Origin of the sequence: Vibrio chagasii (assembly GCF_002954585.1) — a bacterium.
In the GTDB taxonomy this organism is placed as follows: Bacteria; Pseudomonadota; Gammaproteobacteria; order Enterobacterales; family Vibrionaceae; genus Vibrio; species Vibrio chagasii_A.
In genome coordinates this window covers 1,343,199-1,366,189 of the sequence record NZ_MSCI01000002.1, presented here as the reverse complement: position 1 = coordinate 1,366,189, position 22,991 = coordinate 1,343,199, and the positions used below count along the sequence as shown (strand labels likewise).

At 43.2% G+C, this 22,991-nt stretch carries 25 protein-coding genes and 2 pseudogenes; 20 read left to right on the top strand and 7 right to left on the bottom strand.

Translation table 11 applies throughout. The annotated features are described in order from the left end of the window. Nucleotides 1–29 precede the first annotated feature (29 nt). The 3 genes from BTO10_RS14300 to BTO10_RS14290 all read left to right on the top strand — a co-directional run bounded on the left by BTO10_RS14300 (nt 30) and on the right by BTO10_RS14290 (nt 1,958). Nucleotides 30–287, top strand: a complete 258-nt coding sequence (locus BTO10_RS14300; protein ID WP_102423004.1) for a hypothetical protein — start codon at nt 30–32, stop codon at nt 285–287. Between the two features lie 104 nt (nt 288–391). Then, nucleotides 392–1,396 carry a S66 family peptidase gene (locus BTO10_RS14295; RefSeq protein ID WP_105024959.1) on the top strand — a complete coding sequence of 335 codons (1,005 nt, stop codon included), beginning with the start codon at nt 392–394 and terminating at the stop codon, nt 1,394–1,396. Between the two features lie 40 nt (nt 1,397–1,436). Then, on the top strand, nt 1,437–1,958 hold the full coding sequence (locus tag BTO10_RS14290) for a GNAT family N-acetyltransferase (RefSeq protein WP_105024958.1): 522 nt from the start codon (nt 1,437–1,439) through the stop codon (nt 1,956–1,958). Nucleotides 1,959–2,256: 298 nt separating this feature from the next. Here BTO10_RS14290 and BTO10_RS14285 read toward each other — a convergent pair whose 3' ends face one another. Continuing rightward, nucleotides 2,257–2,589 (bottom strand): PBPRA1643 family SWIM/SEC-C metal-binding motif protein, encoded by a 333-nt coding sequence (locus BTO10_RS14285; protein ID WP_004741022.1) that lies wholly within the window; start codon nt 2,587–2,589, stop codon nt 2,257–2,259. 339 nt (nt 2,590–2,928) lie between these two features. Here BTO10_RS14285 and BTO10_RS14280 point away from each other — a divergent pair, with 339 nt between their 5' ends. The 3 genes from BTO10_RS14280 to catB all read left to right on the top strand — a co-directional run bounded on the left by BTO10_RS14280 (nt 2,929) and on the right by catB (nt 4,862). Then, nucleotides 2,929–3,324, top strand: a complete 396-nt coding sequence (locus tag BTO10_RS14280) for a nuclear transport factor 2 family protein (RefSeq protein ID WP_004741021.1) — start codon at nt 2,929–2,931, stop codon at nt 3,322–3,324. A gap of 86 nt (nt 3,325–3,410) precedes the next feature. Next, nucleotides 3,411–4,142: an SDR family oxidoreductase gene (locus BTO10_RS14275; protein ID WP_063523221.1), complete on the top strand. Its 732-nt coding sequence runs from the start codon at nt 3,411–3,413 to the stop codon at nt 4,140–4,142. 93 nt (nt 4,143–4,235) lie between these two features. Then, nucleotides 4,236–4,862: a type B chloramphenicol O-acetyltransferase gene (gene catB / locus BTO10_RS14270; RefSeq protein WP_008217767.1), complete on the top strand. Its 627-nt coding sequence runs from the start codon at nt 4,236–4,238 to the stop codon at nt 4,860–4,862. Between the two features lie 34 nt (nt 4,863–4,896). Here catB and BTO10_RS14265 read toward each other — a convergent pair. Both BTO10_RS14265 and BTO10_RS14260 read right to left on the bottom strand, forming a co-directional pair. Then, nucleotides 4,897–5,979: pseudogene (locus BTO10_RS14265) on the bottom strand (glyceraldehyde-3-phosphate dehydrogenase). Between the two features lie 210 nt (nt 5,980–6,189). Next, nucleotides 6,190–6,555, bottom strand: a complete 366-nt coding sequence (locus BTO10_RS14260) for a c-type cytochrome (RefSeq protein ID WP_105024957.1) — start codon at nt 6,553–6,555, stop codon at nt 6,190–6,192. 204 nt (nt 6,556–6,759) lie between these two features. Here BTO10_RS14260 and BTO10_RS14255 point away from each other — a divergent pair, with 204 nt between their 5' ends. The 3 genes from BTO10_RS14255 to BTO10_RS14245 are packed head-to-tail and all read left to right on the top strand — an operon-like array spanning nt 6,760 to nt 7,754. After that, nucleotides 6,760–7,011 carry a Rho-binding antiterminator gene (locus tag BTO10_RS14255; protein WP_105024956.1) on the top strand — a complete coding sequence of 84 codons (252 nt, stop codon included), beginning with the start codon at nt 6,760–6,762 and terminating at the stop codon, nt 7,009–7,011. 8 nt (nt 7,012–7,019) lie between these two features. After that, nucleotides 7,020–7,253, top strand: a complete 234-nt coding sequence (locus BTO10_RS14250; RefSeq protein WP_008217774.1) for a hypothetical protein — start codon at nt 7,020–7,022, stop codon at nt 7,251–7,253. Between the two features lie 51 nt (nt 7,254–7,304). Further along, nucleotides 7,305–7,754, top strand: coding sequence for a GyrI-like domain-containing protein (locus tag BTO10_RS14245; protein WP_105024955.1), 450 nt, complete (start codon nt 7,305–7,307; stop codon nt 7,752–7,754). An 81-nt stretch (nt 7,755–7,835) separates the two neighbouring features. On the opposite strand, the gene BTO10_RS14240 is transcribed toward BTO10_RS14245, so the two are convergent. Beyond that, nucleotides 7,836–8,495, bottom strand: a complete 660-nt coding sequence (locus BTO10_RS14240; RefSeq protein WP_105024954.1) for a glutathione S-transferase — start codon at nt 8,493–8,495, stop codon at nt 7,836–7,838. A 104-nt stretch (nt 8,496–8,599) separates the two neighbouring features. On the opposite strand from BTO10_RS14240, the gene BTO10_RS14235 reads away from it, so the two are divergent. Further along, the gene (locus tag BTO10_RS14235) at nt 8,600–10,855 is read left to right on the top strand and encodes a peptidase U32 family protein (RefSeq protein WP_105024953.1); all 2,256 of its coding nucleotides are present in this window, start codon (nt 8,600–8,602) and stop codon (nt 10,853–10,855) included. 138 nt (nt 10,856–10,993) lie between these two features. Here BTO10_RS14235 and BTO10_RS14230 read toward each other — a convergent pair whose 3' ends face one another. Beyond that, nucleotides 10,994–11,458 carry an acyl-CoA thioesterase gene (locus BTO10_RS14230; protein ID WP_004741007.1) on the bottom strand — a complete coding sequence of 155 codons (465 nt, stop codon included), beginning with the start codon at nt 11,456–11,458 and terminating at the stop codon, nt 10,994–10,996. A gap of 146 nt (nt 11,459–11,604) precedes the next feature. Then, nucleotides 11,605–13,443, bottom strand: coding sequence for an ABC transporter ATP-binding protein/permease (locus tag BTO10_RS14225; protein WP_105024952.1), 1,839 nt, complete (start codon nt 13,441–13,443; stop codon nt 11,605–11,607). A gap of 517 nt (nt 13,444–13,960) precedes the next feature. On the opposite strand from BTO10_RS14225, the gene artP reads away from it, so the two are divergent. The 6 genes from artP to BTO10_RS14195 all read left to right on the top strand — a co-directional run bounded on the left by artP (nt 13,961) and on the right by BTO10_RS14195 (nt 18,383). Next, entirely contained in the window at nt 13,961–14,689 is a 729-nt protein-coding gene (gene artP, locus BTO10_RS14220; protein WP_004741003.1) for an arginine ABC transporter ATP-binding protein ArtP, read from the top strand. A 95-nt stretch (nt 14,690–14,784) separates the two neighbouring features. Further along, entirely contained in the window at nt 14,785–15,516 is a 732-nt protein-coding gene (locus BTO10_RS14215) for an arginine ABC transporter substrate-binding protein (RefSeq protein WP_105024951.1), read from the top strand. A gap of 3 nt (nt 15,517–15,519) precedes the next feature. After that, nucleotides 15,520–16,206, top strand: a complete 687-nt coding sequence (artQ, locus tag BTO10_RS14210; RefSeq protein WP_105024950.1) for an arginine ABC transporter permease ArtQ — start codon at nt 15,520–15,522, stop codon at nt 16,204–16,206. Then, nucleotides 16,203–16,871, top strand: a complete 669-nt coding sequence (gene artM, locus BTO10_RS14205) for an arginine ABC transporter permease ArtM (protein WP_105024949.1) — start codon at nt 16,203–16,205, stop codon at nt 16,869–16,871. Before artQ ends, artM begins: the two co-directional genes overlap by 4 nt. 336 nt (nt 16,872–17,207) lie before the next feature. Next, the gene (locus BTO10_RS14200) at nt 17,208–17,672 is read left to right on the top strand and encodes a GNAT family N-acetyltransferase (protein WP_105024948.1); all 465 of its coding nucleotides are present in this window, start codon (nt 17,208–17,210) and stop codon (nt 17,670–17,672) included. Nucleotides 17,673–17,807: 135 nt separating this feature from the next. Next, complete coding sequence (locus BTO10_RS14195; protein WP_105024947.1) at nt 17,808–18,383, top strand: NADPH-dependent FMN reductase; 576 nt, start codon at nt 17,808–17,810, stop codon at nt 18,381–18,383. A 425-nt stretch (nt 18,384–18,808) separates the two neighbouring features. On the opposite strand, the pseudogene BTO10_RS14185 reads toward BTO10_RS14195, so the two are convergent. Then, a pseudogene (locus BTO10_RS14185) lies at nt 18,809–20,007 on the bottom strand (IS110 family transposase). Between the two features lie 143 nt (nt 20,008–20,150). On the opposite strand from BTO10_RS14185, the gene BTO10_RS23760 reads away from it, so the two are divergent. The 4 genes from BTO10_RS23760 (at nt 20,151) to BTO10_RS14155 (ending at nt 22,935) form a co-directional block, all read left to right on the top strand. After that, on the top strand, nt 20,151–20,933 hold the full coding sequence (locus BTO10_RS23760; RefSeq protein ID WP_008217796.1) for an SAM-dependent methyltransferase: 783 nt from the start codon (nt 20,151–20,153) through the stop codon (nt 20,931–20,933). A 152-nt stretch (nt 20,934–21,085) separates the two neighbouring features. Further along, complete coding sequence (locus tag BTO10_RS14170; RefSeq protein ID WP_105024946.1) at nt 21,086–21,493, top strand: VOC family protein; 408 nt, start codon at nt 21,086–21,088, stop codon at nt 21,491–21,493. A 142-nt stretch (nt 21,494–21,635) separates the two neighbouring features. Beyond that, the gene (locus BTO10_RS14160; RefSeq protein ID WP_105024944.1) at nt 21,636–22,157 is read left to right on the top strand and encodes a GrpB family protein; all 522 of its coding nucleotides are present in this window, start codon (nt 21,636–21,638) and stop codon (nt 22,155–22,157) included. A gap of 142 nt (nt 22,158–22,299) precedes the next feature. Then, on the top strand, nt 22,300–22,935 hold the full coding sequence (locus tag BTO10_RS14155) for a LysE family translocator (protein ID WP_105024943.1): 636 nt from the start codon (nt 22,300–22,302) through the stop codon (nt 22,933–22,935). The last annotated feature ends 56 nt before the right edge of the window (nt 22,936–22,991 follow it).

Genomic DNA, 22,991 nt, shown 5'->3' with positions numbered 1-22,991 from the left:
ACTTTATAAATGGACATTGGTTTATATAAATGATTGATAGTAAATACATTAAGCACCCATATTACTGTGAAAACTGTAACTCAATGACTCCACACCTTGCAATGAGCAGCTCTGTTGAGGAGCAAAAGGAGCAAGCGGAATCAGAAGCAAGACAGTGGAAAATAGGGATGTTGGTGGAGTATATCGTAAACCTGTTTTTTAAAGACGACAAAGACACGCCTGGATTTTTCATAGACCAAGAATATCAATATCAGTGTGAGAAGTGCGGCACCAAGTCATGGCATTGATATTATGAGATTTTGTTTCAGTTGATACCTAACTTTTAGCATCTAAAACTTCAGCTAATAAGGCTCATTATGCCGTTTCCTTTTTGTTATGGAGGACAAAGGAAGTGATTTACCCAAAGGCTTTAAACATCGGTGACAAAATTGGTTTTTTCTCACCGTCTTCCCCTGCGACAGTGTTCGCTCCCAATCGATTTGCTCGCGCTAAAAACTACTTGGAATCAAAAGGTTTCACTTTGGTTGAGGGCTCTTTGACGGGGAAGTCTGATGGTTACCGTTCTGGCTCTATTCAAGCAAGAGTCGAAGAGCTAAACCAACTGATTCGAGATCCTGAAGTTCGCTGCATTATGTCTACAATTGGCGGCAATAATAGCAACTCGTTATTACCGTATATTGATTATGAGGCACTCAAAAATGATCCAAAGATCATCATCGGTTACTCCGACGTAACCGCATTGCTATTGGCGATTCATGCCCAAACTGGCTTAGTCACATTTTATGGTCCAGCACTTGTTGCCTCATTTGGTGAGTTTCCACCGCTGGTTGATCAAACGTTCCAATCATTCAGTGAGTTGTTGTGCGAGAGTACAAGTCAACATCAATACATAATGCCCAAGGTATGGACGGATATTAAACATGATTGGGAAACTCAGAACTCCGCGAAGTCAGTCTATGACAATGAATGGAAGTTTATCGGCAAAGGAAAAGTTAGTGGCCGAGTGATTGGTGGTAACTTGAGTACGATGGCTGGGATATGGGGTAGCCAATATATGCCCGAAATTCTCGATGGCGATATTCTCCTTATCGAGGACTCATTGAAGGGTATCGAAACCGTAGAGCGCTCTTTTGCACACCTATTGGCTTGCGGAGTATTTGATAAGGTGGGCGCTATCATCTTAGGTAAGCATGAGCTGTTCGATGATAAAGGAACAGAGCGAACACCTCTTGATGTGCTTCTTGAAGTGTTAAACGGTAAAAGCGTGCCGATACTGTACGGGTTTGATAGCTGCCACACTCATCCAATGTTGGTCACGCCACTTGGCGTTCGAGGGAGTATCGACTTTGATAATCAGACCTTTGAGTTGCAGGGACCTTGGGTTACTAACTTCTAGTCTCATAATGTGTCGGGAGTTCATTTGGAAAAGGAAGTACATGGAAATCATATCTGAAATTGAAGTAAGCAAACAACAGCATCAAGCGATTACCACACTCAGGAACAGTGCATTTCCAGAGCATCAGGTTCAACGTTCATACTTCAAGCAATTACCCCATATGCGTGCACTCCAACTGGAACAAGGTAAGTTGGTTGGTTATCTTGGCCTTGACTATCGAATGATCAACGTTGGCGGCCATGCTTTTAAAGTTCTAGGTGTTATTGATTTTTGTATCGCCGAGGACGTTCGAGGTAAAGGCCTTGGTTCAGCAATGCTTTGTGAGCTTGATGCTTATGCAAAGGAGAGGGATGTTGACTTCATTATCTTAATCTCTGAGTTACACAGTTTTTATTCGTCGCAAGGTTACAACAGAGTCGTTGCTGACCATTCTTGGCTAAGACTCAATGAGCATCTAAATTATGGTATCGCTGTTGAGGAAGTTGACGACCTTTATGTTAAACCGATCAGTGGGGCGAGTTGGCCTTCCGGGAAAGTCGATTGGTTAGGGTATATGTATTAGGACACGGTCATAGCACGCGCAAGAAAGGTGCTCCTTTCAGCAAACTGAGTTATGAGCCTGTCTATACTGAGTTCCGACAGCTGGACCATCGATGGCTTTGGCTCGCTAGACTCGTTTATCTTGTCTGGGTTTATTTCCAATGGAGTAACGGGAGATTACAAATGCACTCGATGCGGTACCTACTTAGAGACGCCGGACAATCTAGATTGATGAAGGGTTTGAGTAAATAAAAACGGGAAGATCTAAGCGATCTTCCCGTTGTCTTTCGTTTTGCTATTGGCAATTCAATTCAGAAGTCTTAAGCGCAACACTTCTTATATTTCTTACCGCTACCGCAAGAGCATGGGTCGTTGCGGTTAGGTGTCTTTTCGAACGTCATCGTTTTTGGCTTATTTAGGAATGTATCAAGCTCGATGGTGTTCTCTTCTTGTTGCGCGTCTACTGTAATTTCAACAACGAACTCTTGCTCTTCAGCCAGTGTTTCGATTTCAGCTTTGCGAGTTTCGTTTTGAACCGTTACTTTGATTGGTGCTTCTTCAGTACCCGCTTTTACATCGCGGTTTACGTTGTAGCCTGCAAGGACGTGGTTTTGTCTTGTTTCGATACGGCCTTTGAAAAATAGTTTCGACATGGGGTACTCATTAAGAAATAGTGTTATGGCGCTAATGTTCATCTTGATAGCGCATGGAGCGGGGGATTATACGCATATATTCAAATTGATAAAGCTGAGATCCAAACATAGACAGCAATCTTTTTTACATGGTAATGTCGATCGGTGTGGAGTATTGACAGCAACTTAATCTGCACGCCTCGCGATGAAAAATAGACGATTTGTAGAATGGAGGCCATGACCAAAAACATGCGGCCTGACAAGGTTTTAGTATTATTTTAAGCTCGGTATTTGCTGAAGCCTAGCTCTACCGTTAATGTGTGTTAAATCAGAATAATAGCGAACATAAAGGATTAGGTAATGACATCAAAAGAGGTGGTGCTAAATTTTTGGGATGCAATGCGTACTAACGATTTTGCAAAAGCGAGCGAATGGTTGGCGGAGGATTTCCAAGGTTATTGGCCACAGTCATCTGAGCTAACCGTCGGGCGAGATAACTTCACAGCGATCAACTCTGAATACCCAGCAAATGATGTATGGAAATTTACGCTCAACTCGATTGTATGTGAGGGCGATACTGTTGTTACCGATGTGTCAGTGACTGACAGCGTTCTTAATGACCGCGTGATTACCTTCCATACCGTAGTTGACGGCTTGATCCAAAAGCAAACCGAGTTTTGGCCAGATGGCTTTGCTCCGCAAGAGTGGCGCTCAAAATGGGTTCAGTTAGTCAGCCCTGAATCACTCAAACAATAACATCAAATGTCACAACACGATCTCACAGAAGCGTACGTGCATAACAACAATCAGATAAACAAAAAGTCAGCAAGTTAGGGGAGTCCATGAACAAGGTCGTAATTGTTACCGGTGGAAGCCGAGGTATTGGAGCTGCAACATCTAAGCTTTTAGCAAAACAAGGCTATGCGGTTTGTGTCAATTTCATCCAAAATGAATCGAGAGCTGAAGCACTGGTTAATGAAATTAGAGAACAAGGTGGTACTGCTATCAGTGTACGTGCAGATGTTTCGGTTGAATCAGACGTTAAATCCTTGTTTGAAATTGCACGCAATAAACTCGGGCCGGTCACTCATTTGGTTAACAATGCTGGCATCTTATTCACTCAATCTGCATTAGAAGAGATAGAGCTGGATCGCTTTGAAAAGGTCATGAAGTCAAATGTGTCGAGCTGCTTCCTCTGCAGTAAAGCGTTTATTAAGCAAGCGGATGGTGCTGGCTCCATTGTGAATGTATCGTCTGCAGCGTCACGTACCGGAGCGCCATTTGAATATGTAGATTATGCGGCTTCGAAAGGTGCAATGGACTCCCTTACTAAAGGCTTATCTCTTGAATTGGCGTCAAGAAACATCCGTGTCAATGGAGTAAGACCTGGCTGTATCTATACTGAAATGCATGCCGATGGCGGCGAGCCGGGTAGAGTAGATAGGTTGGCTTCACAATTGCCACTACAACGAGGTGGTACGCCAGAAGAAGTCGCAAACTCTATCGCTTGGTTGCTGTCAGATGACGCTTCTTATGTGACAGGGTCATTTATTGATATTGCTGGTGGGCGTTAGGGTACTAAGGCTTTTACGCAAAAATGGAAATTAGTTAGAATCATAACGCAATAAACAGTACCCAACTAAAAGAACGAAACTAAGAGTACAAATATGAATAACTATTTTGAAAGCCCATTCGTGGGTAAATCGCTTAAAGAACAAGTAACCAACCCAAATATCATCGTGGGTGAGCACAGTTACTACTCCGGCTACTATCACAACCATAGTTTTGATGATTGTGCACGCTACCTGCTTCCTGACCGAACTGATATCGATAAGTTGATCATCGGTAGCTACTGCTCCATTGGTTCTGGTGCCGTGTTTATGATGGCAGGCAATCAAGGTCACCAAAACCAGTGGGTAAGTACATTCCCATTTTTCTACCAAGATGATGAAAAATTTGAAGGGGCTATCGACGGCTTTGAACGTTCTGGAGACACCGTGATTGGTAATGATGTCTGGATTGGCACAGAGGCGATGATCATGAGTGGCGTAAAGGTTGGCGACGGTGCCATTATCGCCAGCCGTGCAGTCGTAACCAAAGACGTTGAGCCGTACTCAATTGTCGGTTCTAACCCAGCTCGTCATATCCGCTATCGTTTTAGTGAAACTGAAATTGCGAAGTTGCTAGAAATGAAATGGTGGGAATGGAATGAAGAGCAAATCAAAGGTGCAATGTCCTTGATGTGCTCTTCTGATATCGATGGCTTGTACCAGTATTGGAAAACCTTTGCTTAGCATCTTCTGCTTGGTAAATTGAACCGTGATTTAGCTAGATACCGGCTCCGACTTGAAAGTAGAGTGCGGTATCTTCTTCACTAAACGCAATATCAATCTCTGAAATCAGGCCATAACGTCTCGCGATAAGGTATCGGAAACCAACGCCATACGCTGAGTGTGAGCTTTGGTCGAACATATCGCTGTCACTGTCGCCAGCATAACCAATCCCAGTAAACACACCTGTTGACCAACGCGGCGTCCATTGTTTGCTTACTTGCACCTCTGCCGCAAAGGTATGCTCTCCTTGATAACGGTTTCTTGCAATACCCCTAAACTGAATGTCTGGATAGTATTGAGGCGATAAAAAGCGTTCATCATTCGACAAAGATTTGTATTGTCCGCGCAACGCGAGATTCCATTCCTTGTTGAGTTCCCAATAATTCAGTCCCTCTAGATTGAACGTTTGGTAATTGTAATCACTGCCAAGTCCATCACCAAACCATAGATACTCAGCGACATAGTTATAGCCTTGAGTAGGATTTAGAAAGCTATTTTTACTGTCATACTCCGCGATTAAGCCCAAGCTTGATGAAGTTGGTGAGGTATTCCCAATATTGTTTAGGATCTCTTGCGCTTTGGGGTGATTATTGAGTGACAATATAGGTGCAAAAAACTGTAGAGATAGGCCAACTAACCATGGTGAGTCTTGGATTCTAAATTGAAGCTTTTGTATCCCTCCCATGCCTTTTAAGCCAAGCTCGATACCTTCATTTGGATCGAGTGGTGAAAGGGCATTAGGAGAACTTTGTCGATAGAAAGTCATGTTGATATCGCCGTAACCCAAACCACCAAGGTAGCGTATCGAATCCTCTTCCCAGCTTCGCTTGTGACCAATAAATGCCATCCAAGTGCCATTTTCTATCGCGAAGCCACCGACTGCGGTAATCGCAGGTGTTAAGAGTTATGCGCCGCCATCAAGGAACTTCTCCGCAAGTGCTTTGCGTGTGTTTTTCTGCTCTTCTGATTCATGAAGGAAGATACCGGTGAAACCACCACCGTAGCCAACAGCTGGCTCTGTAATCAGAATCGGGACGGGTAAAAAGCCATAGGCATTTTCAGCTAGGTATTCACCCATGTCCAAGTGACTATCGATTTGGTCTATAAAACTCACCGCACTTGCTGTTGTAGAGACGAGCACGAGAGTACTTGTGGCTAGGGGGTTAAGTTCATAACGTTCCGTATTATTCACTGTCCAATAACTTCAGTGTAATCATACGAATAGATAGCGCAATAAAACGAACGTTACTAAGTAAGTTCAGCCTCTAAAAGTTGAATCGATTAGCAATTATCGTTGGATCATTTCGACATAATCAAGAATATCAATGGCATCTTGTCTTGTTATCACTCCTTGCGACGATGGCATTCCTTCTTCCGTGTCACCTTCTAAAATGTCATCAACTAGGGAGTTCTTTGTCGTAAAGAATTCACCAAGCTTATTTGGAATATTGGCGGGTTTGCTTGACAGAGATGCTGCTGTTGGACCATCACCTAAACCTTTGTCACCATGACACGCTTGGCAAAGCTGTCGATATTTGGTTTTGCCGTTGGCGAAGTGGCTCGCATCATTCGCTGTCGCGGCACTCGCGGTGAATGACATGATTGACGGCATTAAGCAAAAAATGAAAAGGGATATGTGTTTGATGGTTTTCATCGTCTGGTACTCGGTTGTTACTGAACAATGAAAGCATAAGCAGAGGTGAGTAGAAGAAACGTGAATACCAAAAGTGGGACTATGATTAAAACCATGATCATCTGGTGTATGGCTGTTTCAATGTGATATGAATAAATGATTGATTATAAACAGTTTGCATAGAATGGTATGTCGCATTAGTGTGGTGGATAAATGGGAGGCATTATGATTAGTTGCAGTGATTACGATTATATTGAAATTGTGTGTATGCACAGATACCCAATTAAGCTCACTTTACGTTCTGGCGAACAGGTCGAGGGTGTTGCATTAGATACCCAGCGTAACCAAGACAAAGAAGAATGCATTAAGCTAAGTGTCTCTGGTCAAGAACAACTTGTTGTATTGACGGGAATTACTGAATTAGAAGTGTGTGTCGACAACCCTCATTTTAAGCAAAAATCTTTCAAAACGTCATAGGGTGACATATGAGTAATTCAATAGAGCAAAGCTACTGCACATCTTGTCGTGATCGTACGCAACACGTTGTTGTTTTGGTTAGAAAGGAAAGTGCATTTGCAGGCAAGCCAAACCAAAAGCGGCATGAATTTATCGCAGGCTTAATTAAAGGATGGTTTCTTGGTCCTTTTATTGCTTCTATGGATGAGTTTTCTCGCCATGTTGTTTGTGAAAAGTGCGGACACAAAGAGATTCAAGACTAGAATCGAGTTGGTTTAACAGTTGATGTAATAGATGGCTTAGGAAATAGAAGAGTGAAAGAACAGATATTAGAAGCGGTAAAGGCATATGGTTTTTCGGTAAGAACCAACAATACCGACGAAGTTGATCCAGCAAAGGCAAAAATAGGGCAATTGTGGCAAGGCTTTTTCGAACAAGCTTTCCCTAAGCTGACCCCAGACTCAAAGGTATATGGTGTTTACACCAACTACGAGTCAGATTTTACGGGTGACTTTGATGTGATTGCTTGTACCAATGCGCTTACTGATAACGACATTGACCAATTGGTCGAAACAAAAATTGAACCTGGAAAATACCTGACGTTCTCGGCACAAGGCGAATTACCACAAGCGGTGATCGATTTGTGGGGAGAAGTATGGGCGTATTTTAACGCGCCAGATTGCCCACATACACGAACGTACACAACCGACTTTGAGCTGTACAAAGGCGAAACTGAAGTCGAGATATCAATTGCGATTCAATAATCTTTGAGCACTTATATATCCTGTAAAAGTTAATGAAATAAAAGAGCCGCTCGGTTTGAGCGGCTCTTTTGCTATTGGGTCTTATCCAAAAAGACAATCTTGCTTGGTGTCATTCCATAATGGGTACTGTTTCATTACTTGGGTATAGAGTTTACTCTCGAGGTGCGACCGTAACCAACGCCCAACATTCTGGTATTCAGACTGCACAAACCATTTCTTTTCTACTCTTACAAACTGGCTGACGAATGGCATCACGGCAAAGTCGGCTAGGCTAGGAGAATCTCCAAACAAATAGTCGTGGTGGGCGAGCTTTGCCTCAAGCTCGCTAATAAAGGTTTCACATAAGTTTCTACGCTGCTCTATGTCGTCATTGCGATAGCGAACAGAAGCGCGATACTTCTCTAAGTGACCAATAAACTCATTGTCATTTTGTTGAATGAGCTGGTGGATTTGCTCACTGAGTGAAGGGTTACTAGAACGAAGCAGATCTTGTGGATCGTTCTGTTGAAGCGCCCACATCATCACATCTAAGCTCTGCTCAATAACCTTTCCATCGGATAACACTAAAACTGGAACTGTACCTTTTGGCGAACTGGCCAAGAATTCACTAGGCTTGTCTTTGGTGACGATTTCTCTCAGTAGTACTTGTTGTTTCGATAAGGCGATGCCCATTCTTCCACGCATTGCGTAAGGACAGCGACGGAGAGAGTACAGGACGGGTAGAGCTGAAGGATTAGGCATTGTTGAGGTCATTGAGTTTGAAAAGTGTTGTACGGTGGTAAACCGATCGTGATGTGGGTAGAATACGCGGCTTAAAAATTATAAGTAAGTGAGCGACTTCAAAAATGAGCAGAAAAATTGAGTTATTAGCCCCTGGTGGCGATGTAGAAGCGATCAAAGCAGCCATCGTAGCCGGAGCCAATGCAGTTTATTGCGGTTTAGACACCTTCAACGCTCGTAACAGAGCTTCTAACCTATCGTTAGATGAGTTGAACGGGGTAATCCGCCTTGCTCATGAATACGGTTGTGAGATCTTTCTAACGCTTAACGTAGTGCTACTGGAGCACGAAACGAAGAGCATCACTAAGCTATTAAACCAGCTAGTGAATACTAAGGTAGACGGCATCATTGTCCAAGATTTGGGCTTGTTTAACTTAGTGAAGAAGCACTTCCCATCGTTAGATATTCACGCTTCAACTCAGCTAACCACACACAATGAAGGTCAGATTAAGTTCCTGTCTAAGATTGGTGCATCGCGCGTTAACTTGTCTCGTGAGTTGAACCTGTCTGAAATTAAAATGCTGACTGAAGTTGCACACGAACATGATGTACTAACTGAAGTATTTGTACATGGTGCACTGTGTATCGCGTTTTCGGGTCAATGTTACTCAAGCTCAGTAAGTGTGGGTAACTCAGGTAACCGCGGCCGTTGTAGCCAAGCATGTCGTGATGAATATGAAATCACCAATGCGGGTAACCGTTTCCCACTGAACCTAAAAGATAACTCTGCTTATTACGATTTGCCTGAACTGGTAGACGCCAAGGTAGACTCGCTAAAAGTCGAAGGCCGTATTAAAGGCGCACACTATGTTTACACTGTGGTAGATACGTGGCGCAAGCAGATCGATAGCTTTGTACAAGAGGGTTTGTTGCTTGAAGACGATTCAAACCTACACAAAGTATTCAACCGTGAATTCACAAACTCTTTCCTTAAGGGCAACCTAACGAAAGACATGTTCATCGATAACCCTCGTGATAACAGCATTAACTATGCGGTTGAACAGGCGAAAGAGAAGAACAACGAAATCTCAGTGGTTCAGATTCAAGAAGCGACAGTACAGCTGCATGAAGCGAAAGATGTACTTGGTGACGAAATGCGTGACAAGATTAAGTTCCTTGATATCCGCAAAACGCCGGTTGCTATGTCTTTCAGCGCAAAAGCAGGTCAGCCATTTACGGTGACAGTGAAGACAGAAAAAGAGAACTTCACCCTGCAATCTAAGTCGCTGCTTACTACAACAGAAGAGAAAGCGATTACTCAAGAGCTACTTGAGAAGCGATTCAAAAACGTTAAGAGTGCGGTTCACACACTAGAGAGCCAAGACTTCAGCGAATTGGGCTCTGGGCTAGTGATTCCGTTGAAAGAAATTTCTGACATTAAAGACGAAATTGACTTCATTCTGAACGGCTCTGTTGAAGTGATTAAGCACGTTGAAGTGCCAGCACTGCCACAGCAGCCTAAAGTTAACGAGAAGCCGACTATGTCGATGCTTATCGCTGACGTTGCAGACTTGCACCTATGTGATGTGACGGACGCGGACGTTTACTTCAAGCTCCCAGAAAGCTTTAAGAAGCGTTGTAACAAGTACATTGATATCTTAGCGGCAAACCCACGTTTGATTCCGTGGTTCCCGGCAGTATTGATCGGTAAGGACTACGACGAAGCCGTTCGTATTCTTGAAGTCGTTAAGCCAGCTCGCATCGTTACTAACAACACGGGTATCGCATACAAGGCTTACGAGATGGGAATCGAGTGGGTTGCTGGTCCATTCATGAACACAACAAACTCTCACGCATTATTGACGCTTAAAGAAGAACTAAACTGTGCGGGCGCGTTCATTTCAAACGAGATCAACAAAGGTCAGATTCGTCATATTCGCCGTCCAGAGAACTTCAAACTGTTCTACAGCATTTACCACCCAATCTTGATGATGACGAGCCGACAATGTTTCTTCCAAAGAACAGTAGGCTGTAACAAGCCAAGCATCGAAGCGGGTTGTATGTTGAAGTGTGAGAAAGCAACTACGATTACTAACGTGAAAGGTATCTCGTTCGCGGTTGATAAGCAGAAGGGTGGCTACCCAAGCATTTACAACCACGAGCAGTTCCTAAACCATGACGCTGTAACGGATTTCTCTGGCCTGTTTGACGAATTCTTCATTGACCTAACCAACATCGGCGCGGGTTCAAAAGAAGTTCAAGACAAGGTAGAGCTGATTAAGCACTTCGAAGGTTTAATCAACGGCGTTGAAGGCTCACAGCAACACCTAGAGCAACTTGTCGAAATTCGCACTAACGCTCAGTACGTTCAAGGTTTATAGCTTTTAAAACAAAGAGTCTTCAAGGTTTATAAGGCATAACCGTTTATAAGCACTGTGAACCAAGAAACAAAAAGCCACTCAATCGAGTGGCTTTTTAATACGTGAGATTTTCTGATTTGGTCTGAACTAACGAACCATTTATTCCGCTACTGCTTCTTGTTTGAAGCATGGGCTTTTTAGCGTGTTCATGCGTTCAATTTCACTGGTTAGACGCAGTGACAGCAGCGCTTTTTGGTTTGATGCAAAATCGAACATCACGATAGTTGCTGTACCTACAGTAGTCAGCTTTTGCTGTGCTTTACTGACGATCGCGTATTCCATGGTAAAGCGGTCGTCTTGAATATCGGTGACTCGTGAACCCACCATCAAAGTATCAGGGTAGGTGACAGGTCGGAAATATTTACAATAAGTGTCGCCAAGAACAGGCCCAACCTTGGTGATTGCCATCTCTTCCATCAGCTCTACGTGTTTAAAGAAATCTAAGCGAGCGGTTTCAAAGTAGCGAAAATACACAGCGTTGTTGACGTGATTGAGTGCGTCCATTTCTCCCCAAGCGACTGGGATTTCTGTTACTACCGGGTAGTCAGATAATAATGCTTCCATGCGAACTCTCTTATTGTTATCTGCTTATCCGTCATCGGGATAAGTTGTTATTGGAATAAAAACCCTACCGCTAATTTAACAAAACTGCAACACGTGTAATTTTAGTTTTTGAAGCTAGAAATCACACGTTGTCAGAGACTTGGCTGTTAGCTACTAGCTGGTTCGTCACTCAGGTGTTTGAATTGGAGTTCAACCAAGCGTTGGTATAGTTCACAGCTATTGATGAGCGACTGGTGGTTGCCGATGTCTACGAGTTGCCCTTGATCGAGTACTGCAATTTGGTCTGCGTGTTTGATTGTCGATAAACGGTGGGCGATGATGATCGTCGTTCTGCCGCGCATTAATTCTTCCAATGCTTGCTGAACATGATGCTCACTTTCGCTGTCTAGGGCGCTAGTTGCTTCATCCAGTAGCAAGATGTTTGGATCTTTCAAGATGGCACGCGCGATAGCAATACGCTGACGTTGACCACCAGACAATCTCACGCCTCGTTCCCCAAGGAAACTATGATAACCATCTGGTAGGTTCTGTATGAACTCATGTGCGTGTGCTTTTTTCGCCGCTTCAATCACTTGTTCATCGGTCGCTTCTGGGTTGCCGTAGCGAATGTTATGGAACACATCGTTGCTGAACAGAGCGGGTTGTTGAGGAACAAGCGCCATCTGCTTTCTTAATTCGTTCGGGTCAAATTGATTAAGTTCCACGCCACCGAGAGTCACTTTACCCATTTGAGGATCGTAGAAACGTTGCAGCAATTCGAACAGGGTGGTTTTACCTGCACCAGATGGGCCAACTAACGCCAATACTTTACCTTCGTGCGCGGTTAACGACAGGTTGCTTGTTGCTGGTTGATCCGGTCTAGACGGGTAACAGAAGGTCACATCATCAAAAGCGACTTCTGGTGTTAGGTTATCGAGTGATTTTGGATTCTCGACAGGGGCAACGATATGGCTTTTCACTTGAAGAATCTCAATTAAACGCTCTGTAGCACCTGCTGCGCGTTGTAATTCGCCCATCACTTCTGAAATTGTACCTAAAGATGAAGCGACCATAATCGCGTAGAAGACAAATGCAGCCAGATCGCCGGCGGACATGGTGCCGTTGATAACATCAGTACCACCCACCCAAAGCATGCCTGCAATCGCACTGAACACGATAACAATCACGCCAGAGATCAAAATAGCGCGCTGTTTTACACGTTGACGACCAATTTCATATGCCTTTTCTACTTCAAGCGCGAACGATGCTTTCTCTTGAGCTTCTCGGCTGTAGCTCTGAACGGTTTTGATGTGCTCAATCGCTTCACCAGCATAAGAGCCAACATCTGACATCGAATCTTGGCTTTTACGTGATAGCGCTCTTACACGTCGCCCGTAAACCAAAATGGGAATTAAGATAAACGGCACCGATGCCAACACGATAAGTGTTAGTTTAATGTTGGTCGCAAACAACATAATGATTGCACCAAGGCACATCAGCGCGCTACGCATCGCCATCGAGAACGATGAACCAATGATACTTTGAAGTAGCGTTGTGTCTGTGGTGATGCGCGACATGATGTCGCCACTGCCATTGGTTTCAAAATAACTCGGATGAAGTGTGACAACGTGATTGAAGACGGATAGGCGGATATCCGCACTTACACGTTCACCAACTGAAGAGACTAAGTAGAAGCGGAAGAAGGTACCAATAGAGATCAATACCACCACGACCATGATGAATTGGATAGCGCTACCTAAGTCGGATAGTGACTGTTGGCTAAAACCTTGGTCGACAAGAAGGCGAATACCGTGTCCCACTGAAAGGGTTAAGCTTGCTGTGAAGATCAAAGCAATCAATGCTGCAATCACACGCCCTTTATACGGCTGAATAAACTTAATCAGCTCAAGCAAAATGCTGAGGCTTTTCTTCTCTGGTTTTGATTCTGGGTTCTGTTGAGTCTGTCGCTGAGTTGCCTCAAGCGTAGAAGAGACATCGTTTTGCATATGATTGCCTTAGTGTTTGTCGCTTTAAGAATAGATGACAGGTTATTTGTAATACGTCTTGTTCGCTGGCAAGTGCTAGTTATTGAGAGTAGACGCCATTAAAGCATTTATTGGAGCATCACGCTTCCTAGGAAACTCAATTTTCAATAATTCCTGTGTGTTCGATGTGCGCATCGAAAGCTAAATAAAAGGAATATTAAGCACACTTGTTCGCTGGTGTTAGGGCAGAAGTTGAGTGGTTGTCCATGAAATTTATGCAAGTATATAGCTGCCATTAAGAATTTACTTCCTTTGCTGAACAAGTGAGTTTGGATTTATAAAAACGTTTGCTCTTTGGTGTCATCTTAGGGTTTTCAATAACTTGGATGTTAAAGAGGTAAGAGCAGTTAATGAGGCTGTTTTTTGTGCAATATTTGTTACAAAAATTCAACAAATTAATTTTTTATACATTTTTCTTGCATAAAAGTTCAGTTTAAATAGAATAACCAACAAATGACAATTAATGCAGTAATTTGGCATGAGTATTCAAGTAAAGAGCATCAACAAATCATACGGCGATATCCAAGTTCTTCACGACATCAGTTTTAACTGTGAGAGTGGCGAAACCTTGGTACTGCTTGGCCCAAGCGGTGCTGGTAAGAGTTCACTACTGCGTGTTCTGAACCTGCTAGAAATCGCAGACGATGGCGAATTAAACATTGCTAACGAGCAATTTGATTTCTCAAGCCAGATCCAAGAGAAGCAGGGGCTTAAGCTACGTCGTAAAGTCGGCATGGTTTTCCAACAATACAACTTGTGGCCACACATGACGGTAATGGAAAACTTGATTGAAGCGCCAACTAAGGTTGCAGGCCTAGATAAGCAAGAAGCGATCAAACAAGCGCAAACAGTTTTGAAAACTTTACAGCTTGCAGATAAAGCAGACGCTTGGCCGTTGCAGCTATCAGGTGGTCAGCAACAACGCGTTGCCATTGCTCGTGCTCTTATGATGAAGCCAGATGTATTGCTGTTTGACGAACCAACAGCGGCTCTAGACCCAGAGATCACTAACCAAGTTGTTAGCATCATCAAAGAGCTAAGCGGCACTGGGATTACTCAGGTGGTAGTGACTCACGAAGTTGACTTCGCCAAGAAGATCGCGAGCCACGTTCTTTACCTTGAGAAGGGTTACATCGTGGAACACGGCACCAGCGACGCATTTATTAACCCGCAGACTCCAGAGTTTGCTGAGTATTTGACTCACTAAGCCACTGACTAGATTTACCTAACACAACATCGATTAAAACAATCAAATTATAAGAATGGCCACAGGCCGCTATTACACAGTATTCGGAGTACAAAATGAAAAAGATTCTACTAGCTTCACTTATCGGCCTTGCTTCTTTCAATGCAGCAGCTCAAGAAGAAATCAAATTTGCAATGGAAGCGACTTATGCACCATTCGAATACATGGATGAGAACAACCAAATCCAAGGCTTCGACGTTGATCTAGCAAACGCACTTTGTGAAGAGATGAAAGCAACGTGTACTTTCCACAACCAAGCATTCGACAGCCTGATCCCAGCTCTTAAATTCAAACGTTACGATGCGGCTATCTCTGCAATGGACATCACTGAAGCACGTCTTCAACAAGTAAACTTCTCTGACGCTTACTACGACAACTCTGCAGCATTCATCTCTATTGAAGGCAAAGTAGCAGACCAAGCAGCACTAGAAGGCAAGCGTATCGGTGTTCAAAACGGCTCTACTCACCAAAGCTACCTTCTTGAGCTACTACCAGGTGTAACAGCAGTACCTTACTCAAGTTACCAAGATGCATTCATCGACATGAAAAACGGTCGTATCGATTCAGTATTCGGTGACACAGCAGTAGTCGCTGAATGGTTCAAGAAAGAAGACAACCTAACGTACGTTGGCGACCAAGTAACAAACCAAGAGTACTTTGGTAACGGCTTTGGTATCGCAGTAAACAAGAGCAACCCAGAGCTAGTTGCACAACTGAACACAGCACTTGCAGCAGTTAAAGCAAACGGCGAGTACGACAAGATCTTCAACAAGTACTTCGGTAAGTAATTTATGGAATTAACGGGTTACTCTTTAGGGCTCGTCGAGGCAAGCTGGATGACTGTTCAGCTTGCATTCGTAAGCCTATTGGTTGGATTAATTTTAGCGGTAATGTTTGCAGGCGGTGAAATGTCTCGTCGTGTCGCAATCAAATGGCCGACAACCGCGTTCGTGACAATCGTACGTGGGCTACCAGAAATCTTGGTGGTTTTGTTTATCTACTTTGGCTCAACACAAGTGCTCTTCATGATCACTGGTGACTTTGTTGAAGTTAGCCCGTTCTTATCTGGTGTTGTTGCGTTGTCACTTATTTTCGCTTCATACGCTTCACAGACTATTCGTGGTGCGTTGAAAGCGGTAGGTAAAGGGCAGAGAGAAGCGGCGAATGCATTGGGTATTCCACAATCGCACGCATTCTTTAGAATTGTTTTGCCACAAGCAGTAAGGCACGCATTACCGGGCTTAACGAACCAGTGGTTGGTTCTATTGAAAGATACTGCACTGGTTTCTCTCATTGGTGTCACCGATCTACTGAAGCAAGCGCAGTTGACATCAGCAGCAACGCACGAAGCATTTACTTGGTACGCAACGGCGGCAGCTATCTACCTAATCATCACATTGATTACACAAAGAGCAGTAAAAGTGATTGATGGTAAGTTCTCTATTCAGGGTTTGGGTAACAAAGGGGCAATGGCATGAATCAACAATACCTCTCTCAAATGCTTGAAGGTTTAACGACCAGTCTTCAACTCACCGGCGCGTCACTGCTTGTTGGTTGTATCTTGTCGCTACTGATGACGGTAACACTGATCCTAAGATTACCTGCGATTCACTGGGTAACACGTGGCATCATTACCTTGTTCACTGGTACACCATTACTGGTTCAGATCTTCTTGGTATATTACGGCCCAGGTCAGTTCGATTGGATTCGTGAAAGCTTCATGTGGACATGGCTCAGCCAACCTTGGTTCTGCGCAATGTTGGCATTGGCTTTGAACACGGCGGCATACAGCACGCTACTGTTCAGAGGCGCACTCAATGCGATTCCTGCAGGGCAGTGGGAAGCATGTCGTGCACTAGGTATGGACAAAATCGCGACGCTTAAAGTGCTTCTGCCATACGCATTACGCCGTGCCGTTCCAGCTTACTCAAACGAAGTGATTCTAGTCTTCAAAGGCACATCACTAGCAAGCACCATTACCATCATGGATTTGATGGGCTACGCTCAGCGTATTAACGGCCAAACGTACGACACACTGACTGTGTTCGGTATCGCTGGTGCATTCTACCTAGCAGTAAACGGCATTTTAACACTTATCTTCCGCCAAGTAGAAAAGAAAGCCCTCGCATTTGAAGCGGCGTAAGCTAGCCAGTCAAAAGCTTAACTAACGTATAAAGCCTGCCATTTATGTTCGCATAGATGGCAGGCTTTTTTGTGTTTTCAACATAGCTCGGAGGGCTGTGGACACATACAGTGCGAGGCGGGTTTAGCTAGATTCATAACATATGGAAATATTCTGTATTTTGTTATTTGATATGCCTATCTATGTTTTAAGTCACTGAAATAATGTAATAAATCGTGCTAGATTGCTATGCATATGAAACTAGATAGAATGATCCTGTATTTAAATGAAGAATTTTTCGATCTAATAGCTGTTATGCCCTTTTCGGTTTTTTGAGGTTCTATGAAAATAAGAAAAATGAGTTCACCTGACTTGCCAGCTTTGTATGATATTTACACTGACAAAGAGGTTGTGAACAACAATCGTTACTTGCCTGACATCAAAAGGGAAGAGTTCGACTCAATGTTCAATGACAGCCAGCTTAATTTTGTCGCGGTTGAAAGCGATGGAGAACTCTTGGGTCATTTGGCTATTAACTCAACGTCTAAGCCGAGGTTAAAGCACTCTGCATCTTTTGGTATTGCGGTCGCCAAAACTTCCCGAGGAAAGGGAGTGGGTCGTTTCTTAATGGAATACTTGCTGTCGTATTGTGATGAGCAGCTAAACTTGACGCGTTTAGAGTTAGAAGTGCATGCAAACAACGTTGCAGCGTTGGCTCTTTATAAATCCTTTGGCTTTGAAGTTGAGGGTACAAAACGCAAGGCTGTGCTTGTTGAAGATAATCTAATAGACATCGTCATCATGTCGAGAGTACGGACATAACAAACAATTTAAGAGTGATTCAGCACGCTTGGCATTTTGGTTTGGGTTAAGTTCGGTGATTATGGTGGTCAAATTGAGTGCCGTGGTCGCGTGCTTCACACCTTAATTGGGCGTTAGCATTCGACAGGAGATAACATGTACATTTTGGTAGTAAGTTCGAGCTTGGATCCAAACAGTCGAAGTCGTCAAATCGCTAAGCTATGTATTGATGAACTACAATCGTTGGACAGACAAGTTAAATTCGTTGATTTGGCCGAACTTAATGTGCCAAATTTTGATAACGACAAAATATATCAGACAGGACAATATAAGGCGTTACATAAGTTAACGTCTGAGTCGAGTGGTATCGTTTTATGTAGCCCAATTTATAATTGGGGGTGTTGTTCTGAATTAAAGAAATACATTGAATATGTTGGGTCTACACCTCCTGATGGTAGTTTAACTGGCGCGCTCTTCGATAAAGTCGTGACGTTTGTAACCTCAGCGGGGCTACCTCATAGTTACATGGCTGACTCTGCGCTCTCGACGTCACTAAGCATTGATTTCAAGTGTATTATCAATCCCTACAACTTGTATGTTCATAATCGTCACTGGGTCAATGATACCCTTTCGGATGAAAGGCTACCCAGGCTTGAAAAGTCAATGAAAGTAATGGACGAGCTCTGTAGTTTATTGAGTGCTAGAACATATAAGTCTGGGTGGGAACTGTGATGCATACAATCTGTTAAAGAGTGATTCGTAATGCTTGGCATTTTTGCTATGCGTAGTGTTTAGTGTTTAAGGTGATATGTGGCGGCTTTAGTATTGCGTTGCTCACCCCTTAACAAAGCGTTGATATGACCCCCACTGTCAATTAAAAACGTAGAAGTTTCTGCTCCCTCATTTCAGAGCCTTTGTTCATTTTGGGATAGTGTTACCGCATAGATGAAGCAAGTAATGTCGGCGGTTCTCATGCTTATATACGTGGATTGCTCATCGTTTGATGAGTAGAGCCTACCTTACTTGTTCCGTCGTAGCACCTGTCTTCAGTCTATGCTCGTGGTTCAATACAGCCGAAGCTATATTGCCGTCCTAACGCCGTCGGTGTTTGTGCCACTCCCGATGCTTTATCCAATGCGATAACACTAATTCTGTCTTCATGCCGGTAAACGAGCGATTCGAGTTCTAGGATCTACGTCGCTAATGACAACTTCACGCGCAATGGCCCAGATGTAAGCGATCATCTCTCTTGCGATGGCGACCACAACGACATTTCGGTGTTTACCTTTTTGTAGTAGTCGTTGGTAACGACGACATAACCTTTGCTGGGCTTGCCAAGCGATATCAACTATCTCTTTAGGCAGCCCTTCTTGCCTTAGTTGCAGCTCTACAGAGATGTTCGCTTTATGCTTATAGGTGTGTGCGCCTTCAACGAGTAACCGTCTGGCTCGACTGTTGCCACACTTTGTTAAGCTGCCACGACGAGTTTTACCTCCACTGGAGTTTTCTGTTGGAACAAGCCCAAGGTAAGCCATAAGCTTTCTTGGATGGTCGAACCGCCGTAAGTCACCCAGCTCAGCTATTGTGCCAAGAGCTACGAGTAACCTAACACCCAGCTCAGCTATTGTGCCAAGAGCTACGAGTAACCTAACACCCCGCATAGCTTGAATGGCTTTCACAACAGGATAGTATCGCCAGTTTTTGACCTGATGGAGCAGTTCATTATCGAGTCGTTGCAGCCGCTGTATCCGCTCATTGATTGTAATGATCACCTCTTGCAAGACGATTTGTTGACTATGGTGAGGAAGAATGAGGTTGGTCAGCCACCGTAGATGCTTTTTAGACCAGTTATCATTCACCGTCGCTTGGATATTATTGCGAAGAAGAAAGCCTTTGAGTTGGAACTTTGCGTCTTTGAGATCTTTCATTGCCGTTTCTCTGGCACGCGAGAGATCTCGAATAGCTTCATCTTCGGCTTCTGGTACATAGATGGGTGTAAGCTCTTCGGCTTTTAACAGCTTGGCGAGCTTTGCTGCGTCTCGTTTGTCAGTTTTAACTCTATCGCCTGGCTTCTTAGGTATAAGTGATGGAGCGACGACATAGCAGCAGTGTCCAATGCTCGTAATCAGGCGATAAGTCCAGTAACCACATGGTCCTGTTTCATAGACAAAGTACAGAGTGGCTTTTGGATACTTGGATTGCAGTTGTCTGGCCAATCTAATAAGCGCGGACTTGTTAGATTTAATACGGGGCCAAGGTGTTGTGGGTTTGCCCCTCGATGTTCTTGTAAAACAGCGACTTGAATAAATGACTTATGCGTATCTAAGCCAATGAAAATTATGCTATCTTTACTCATGCTAGCCTCCAAATTTAGTTGTTTGACGCACTAATTATGGCTCTGGCTTAAAGCTAACCCACGATATTGGAGGCTAGCACCTTTCGTGGGGGGCATTATGTCTATGTTCACCGAATAATGAAGCTTCATAGGAGGAATTATAAATGGACGATTTTTACATAGATCCAAAAGGATTGGCAGCATACTATGAAGTTCAATGGCTTGATAAACTTCGCTTAAGTGGAGTGTCTGAACAATTCGAGAGTAAATCTAAGTACGTACCGGAGTCGTTTATCTCCTCAAAACACACACAACGCGTAGCTAAGTTTATTATTGATGCTCTCGAAGCTGAGAGTATTGAGCCTATTGACGCATTAGAGGTAGGGGCAGCTTTGGGACGAAATAGCTACGAGTTAGTTACTAACATACCAAGCATTAGTTCTGTCACAGTTGTTGAGCCGTCTCACCGCTTGCTATCAAACCTCAAACAAATACTAATTGACGGTACTAAATGTGAATTCCCTTATATCAAGAGCTTGAAAGAGTTGGGGTGTTTGGACTTTGATGCTTCAACAATAGCAAAAGCGTGTGATCATGTATCATTTACTTTAATTGAAGCACCTTTCGAGCGTGGTGTGGTTAAGAAAGAGTTTGATTTAACAGTTTGCCTCAATGTACTGGATCAATGTGAATCGCCTAAAACTTTAGTAAACGCATTGATGGATGCAACTTCTTTTAATGGAATGTTAGTTTTATCATGTACTTATCAGTGGAACAAAAAGCATTTAAAAGAAGAAAGTGAAGCTGTTAATGATATAAACGACTATTTTGGAGAGGGTTGGGAAAAGCTATCTGAAGATGAACATGAATACAAGATAAGATTTAACGAAAGGTATTCGTTACTATTTCTTTCCCATGTAGTCGCTTACAAAAAAGTTGGTGGCTAACGTTTGGTACGTGCGCATAACAAACAATTTAGTAGTGATTAAGCACGCGTGGTATTTTGGGTATGCGGTGACTTCGGTGTTGAAGTGCAATACAGAGACTTGGTCATTGCGTGTTTCACACCTTAATGCTGCACTATGTCCTTGGAGATAAAATGAGAAAACTATCAATCATTACATTGGGGGTATCAAATATCGAGTCCTCAGCAAAGTTCTATGAAGCCGTACTTGGATTAGAGCGCACAGGTTATCAATCTGACGAAATTGTATTCATGGATATTGATGGTCCGGAACTAGCTCTGTTTCCCAAAGCCGAATTAGCAAAAGATGTTGGTATTGAACCAAATGGTTCAGGTTTTGCCGGTATTACACTGGCTAGAAATGTTAGTTCGTCTCGTGAAGTTCTTAGCCTGCTGAAAAAAGCTGAAGATAATGGTGGAAGAATCGTCAAACAAGGACAGCCTGTGTTTTGGGGTGGTTTTTCAGGTTACTTCTCTGATCCAGATGGGTACTTGTGGGAGATTGCTGTAGGTTCAGAGCTCTACAAAGCAGAAATCGAGTAACGCACATAACAAATTGTTTAAGATTGATTCGCAACACGTGGCATTTTGACTATGCGTTGGTTTTAGTGTTTAAGGTGGTATGTGGCGGCTTCAGTGTTGCGTTGCTCGCATCTTAGTAGAGCGTTAGGTAAAAGGAGGGGTAATGAGCACGAGAGTAATTGAAGTTGTAGATTATCGAACTTCATGGGCCGATGAATTTAGCGACGAAAAGGTATTGCTTGGTTCGGTCTTGAATTCAGCTAATGTAGTGGAAATTCATCACATAGGCAGTACTTCAGTCAAAGGTCTTTGTGCGAAACCAATTATCGATATTCTTGTTGAAGTGAAATCACTAGAAGGGTTGGATAAAAACAATAAGCAGATGGGGTCGCTTGGGTATGAAGTCAAAGGTGAATTTGGGATAGCAGGTAGGCGTTATTTTCAAAAAGGTGGTATACAACGAAGTCACCAAGTGCATGCTTTTTTAGTTGGGTCTCCAGCAGTAAATAGGCATATTGCTTTTCGAGACTACTTAATTCAATTTCCAGAAATAGCGTCGCACTACGGTAATCTGAAGCGAGAAGGCGCTTCAATTTGTAACAATGATATTGGTGTATATTGTAATCATAAAGATAGGTTTATAAAGGAACATGAAGTAAAAGCACTACGCTGGAAATTTACCTAACAAGAAAATCGGGATAGATTCGCAACGCTTGGTGCTCTGAATTCAAGTCCGTTTAGTAATTAAGGTCAGTTGGTGGCGCTATTTACATCTTAATTTAGCGTTAGCCTTCGTCATAGGGTTGTTGAACCAGAAAGGGATATATATGGATTTAAACCACATCTTAACTTTTGTAGCGGTTGCGACATTGTTAGTTATCTCCCCAGGTGCTAATGGGGTTCTTATCGCTAAAACTGTGTCGTCATCAGGACGAACAGCTGGATTTGCTAACATTTGGGGCTTTGTCGTTGCGTTTTATGTGCATGGGACACTATCAATATTTGGTATTTCAATATTCTTAGTTAAGTCATCTCAGGCGTTTTTCATATTTAAGATGTTAGGTGCGGCATATTTAGTTTGGATTGGTTTGAAAGCGATGAAGAGTGCACTCCATAAAAATCAAGAGCACCCAAAGATTACAGGAGGGAATAATAAAGTTACCTCACTCCGCATAGCCTTCACGGAAGGGTTAATAACAAATTTATTAAACCCTAAAGTCTCTATGTTTTACTTAGCAGCCTTTCCTCAATTTATGCCTGATACTGAGAGCCCAATAAGTGCCTACGTGCTAGTAACAGCTCATTCAATGGTCAATTTTATATGGTTCGCTATTATGGTTATGGTCCTTTCCAAAGTTAAGAACGTTACCGATAGTGCTGAGTTTAAAACTTGGTTAAACTCAATTACAGGTTTAGTGTTTATTATTTTTGGTTCAAAACTAGCTCTAATGAAAAATGGCTAACAAAACACTTATGTTCAATTCTCTACACTTGGCATTGTTGCTTCGTTCACGGTCTC

Coding starts and splice junctions, on each gene's coding strand:
- BTO10_RS14300 (WP_102423004.1), top strand. CDS start 30: ATGATTGATAGTAAATACATTAAGCACCCATATTACTGTGAAAACTGT.
- BTO10_RS14290 (WP_105024958.1), top strand. CDS start 1,437: ATGGAAATCATATCTGAAATTGAAGTAAGCAAACAACAGCATCAAGCG.
- BTO10_RS14285 (WP_004741022.1), bottom strand. CDS start 2,589: ATGTCGAAACTATTTTTCAAAGGCCGTATCGAAACAAGACAAAACCAC.
- BTO10_RS14280 (WP_004741021.1), top strand. CDS start 2,929: ATGACATCAAAAGAGGTGGTGCTAAATTTTTGGGATGCAATGCGTACT.
- BTO10_RS14275 (WP_063523221.1), top strand. CDS start 3,411: ATGAACAAGGTCGTAATTGTTACCGGTGGAAGCCGAGGTATTGGAGCT.
- catB (WP_008217767.1), top strand. CDS start 4,236: ATGAATAACTATTTTGAAAGCCCATTCGTGGGTAAATCGCTTAAAGAA.
- BTO10_RS14260 (WP_105024957.1), bottom strand. CDS start 6,555: ATGAAAACCATCAAACACATATCCCTTTTCATTTTTTGCTTAATGCCG.
- BTO10_RS14255 (WP_105024956.1), top strand. CDS start 6,760: ATGATTAGTTGCAGTGATTACGATTATATTGAAATTGTGTGTATGCAC.
- BTO10_RS14250 (WP_008217774.1), top strand. CDS start 7,020: ATGAGTAATTCAATAGAGCAAAGCTACTGCACATCTTGTCGTGATCGT.
- BTO10_RS14240 (WP_105024954.1), bottom strand. CDS start 8,495: ATGCCTAATCCTTCAGCTCTACCCGTCCTGTACTCTCTCCGTCGCTGT.
- BTO10_RS14235 (WP_105024953.1), top strand. CDS start 8,600: ATGAGCAGAAAAATTGAGTTATTAGCCCCTGGTGGCGATGTAGAAGCG.
- BTO10_RS14230 (WP_004741007.1), bottom strand. CDS start 11,458: ATGGAAGCATTATTATCTGACTACCCGGTAGTAACAGAAATCCCAGTC.
- BTO10_RS14225 (WP_105024952.1), bottom strand. CDS start 13,443: ATGCAAAACGATGTCTCTTCTACGCTTGAGGCAACTCAGCGACAGACT.
- artP (WP_004741003.1), top strand. CDS start 13,961: ATGAGTATTCAAGTAAAGAGCATCAACAAATCATACGGCGATATCCAA.
- BTO10_RS14215 (WP_105024951.1), top strand. CDS start 14,785: ATGAAAAAGATTCTACTAGCTTCACTTATCGGCCTTGCTTCTTTCAAT.
- artQ (WP_105024950.1), top strand. CDS start 15,520: ATGGAATTAACGGGTTACTCTTTAGGGCTCGTCGAGGCAAGCTGGATG.
- artM (WP_105024949.1), top strand. CDS start 16,203: ATGAATCAACAATACCTCTCTCAAATGCTTGAAGGTTTAACGACCAGT.
- BTO10_RS14200 (WP_105024948.1), top strand. CDS start 17,208: ATGAGTTCACCTGACTTGCCAGCTTTGTATGATATTTACACTGACAAA.
- BTO10_RS14195 (WP_105024947.1), top strand. CDS start 17,808: ATGTACATTTTGGTAGTAAGTTCGAGCTTGGATCCAAACAGTCGAAGT.
- BTO10_RS23760 (WP_008217796.1), top strand. CDS start 20,151: ATGGACGATTTTTACATAGATCCAAAAGGATTGGCAGCATACTATGAA.
- BTO10_RS14170 (WP_105024946.1), top strand. CDS start 21,086: ATGAGAAAACTATCAATCATTACATTGGGGGTATCAAATATCGAGTCC.
- BTO10_RS14160 (WP_105024944.1), top strand. CDS start 21,636: ATGAGCACGAGAGTAATTGAAGTTGTAGATTATCGAACTTCATGGGCC.
- BTO10_RS14155 (WP_105024943.1), top strand. CDS start 22,300: ATGGATTTAAACCACATCTTAACTTTTGTAGCGGTTGCGACATTGTTA.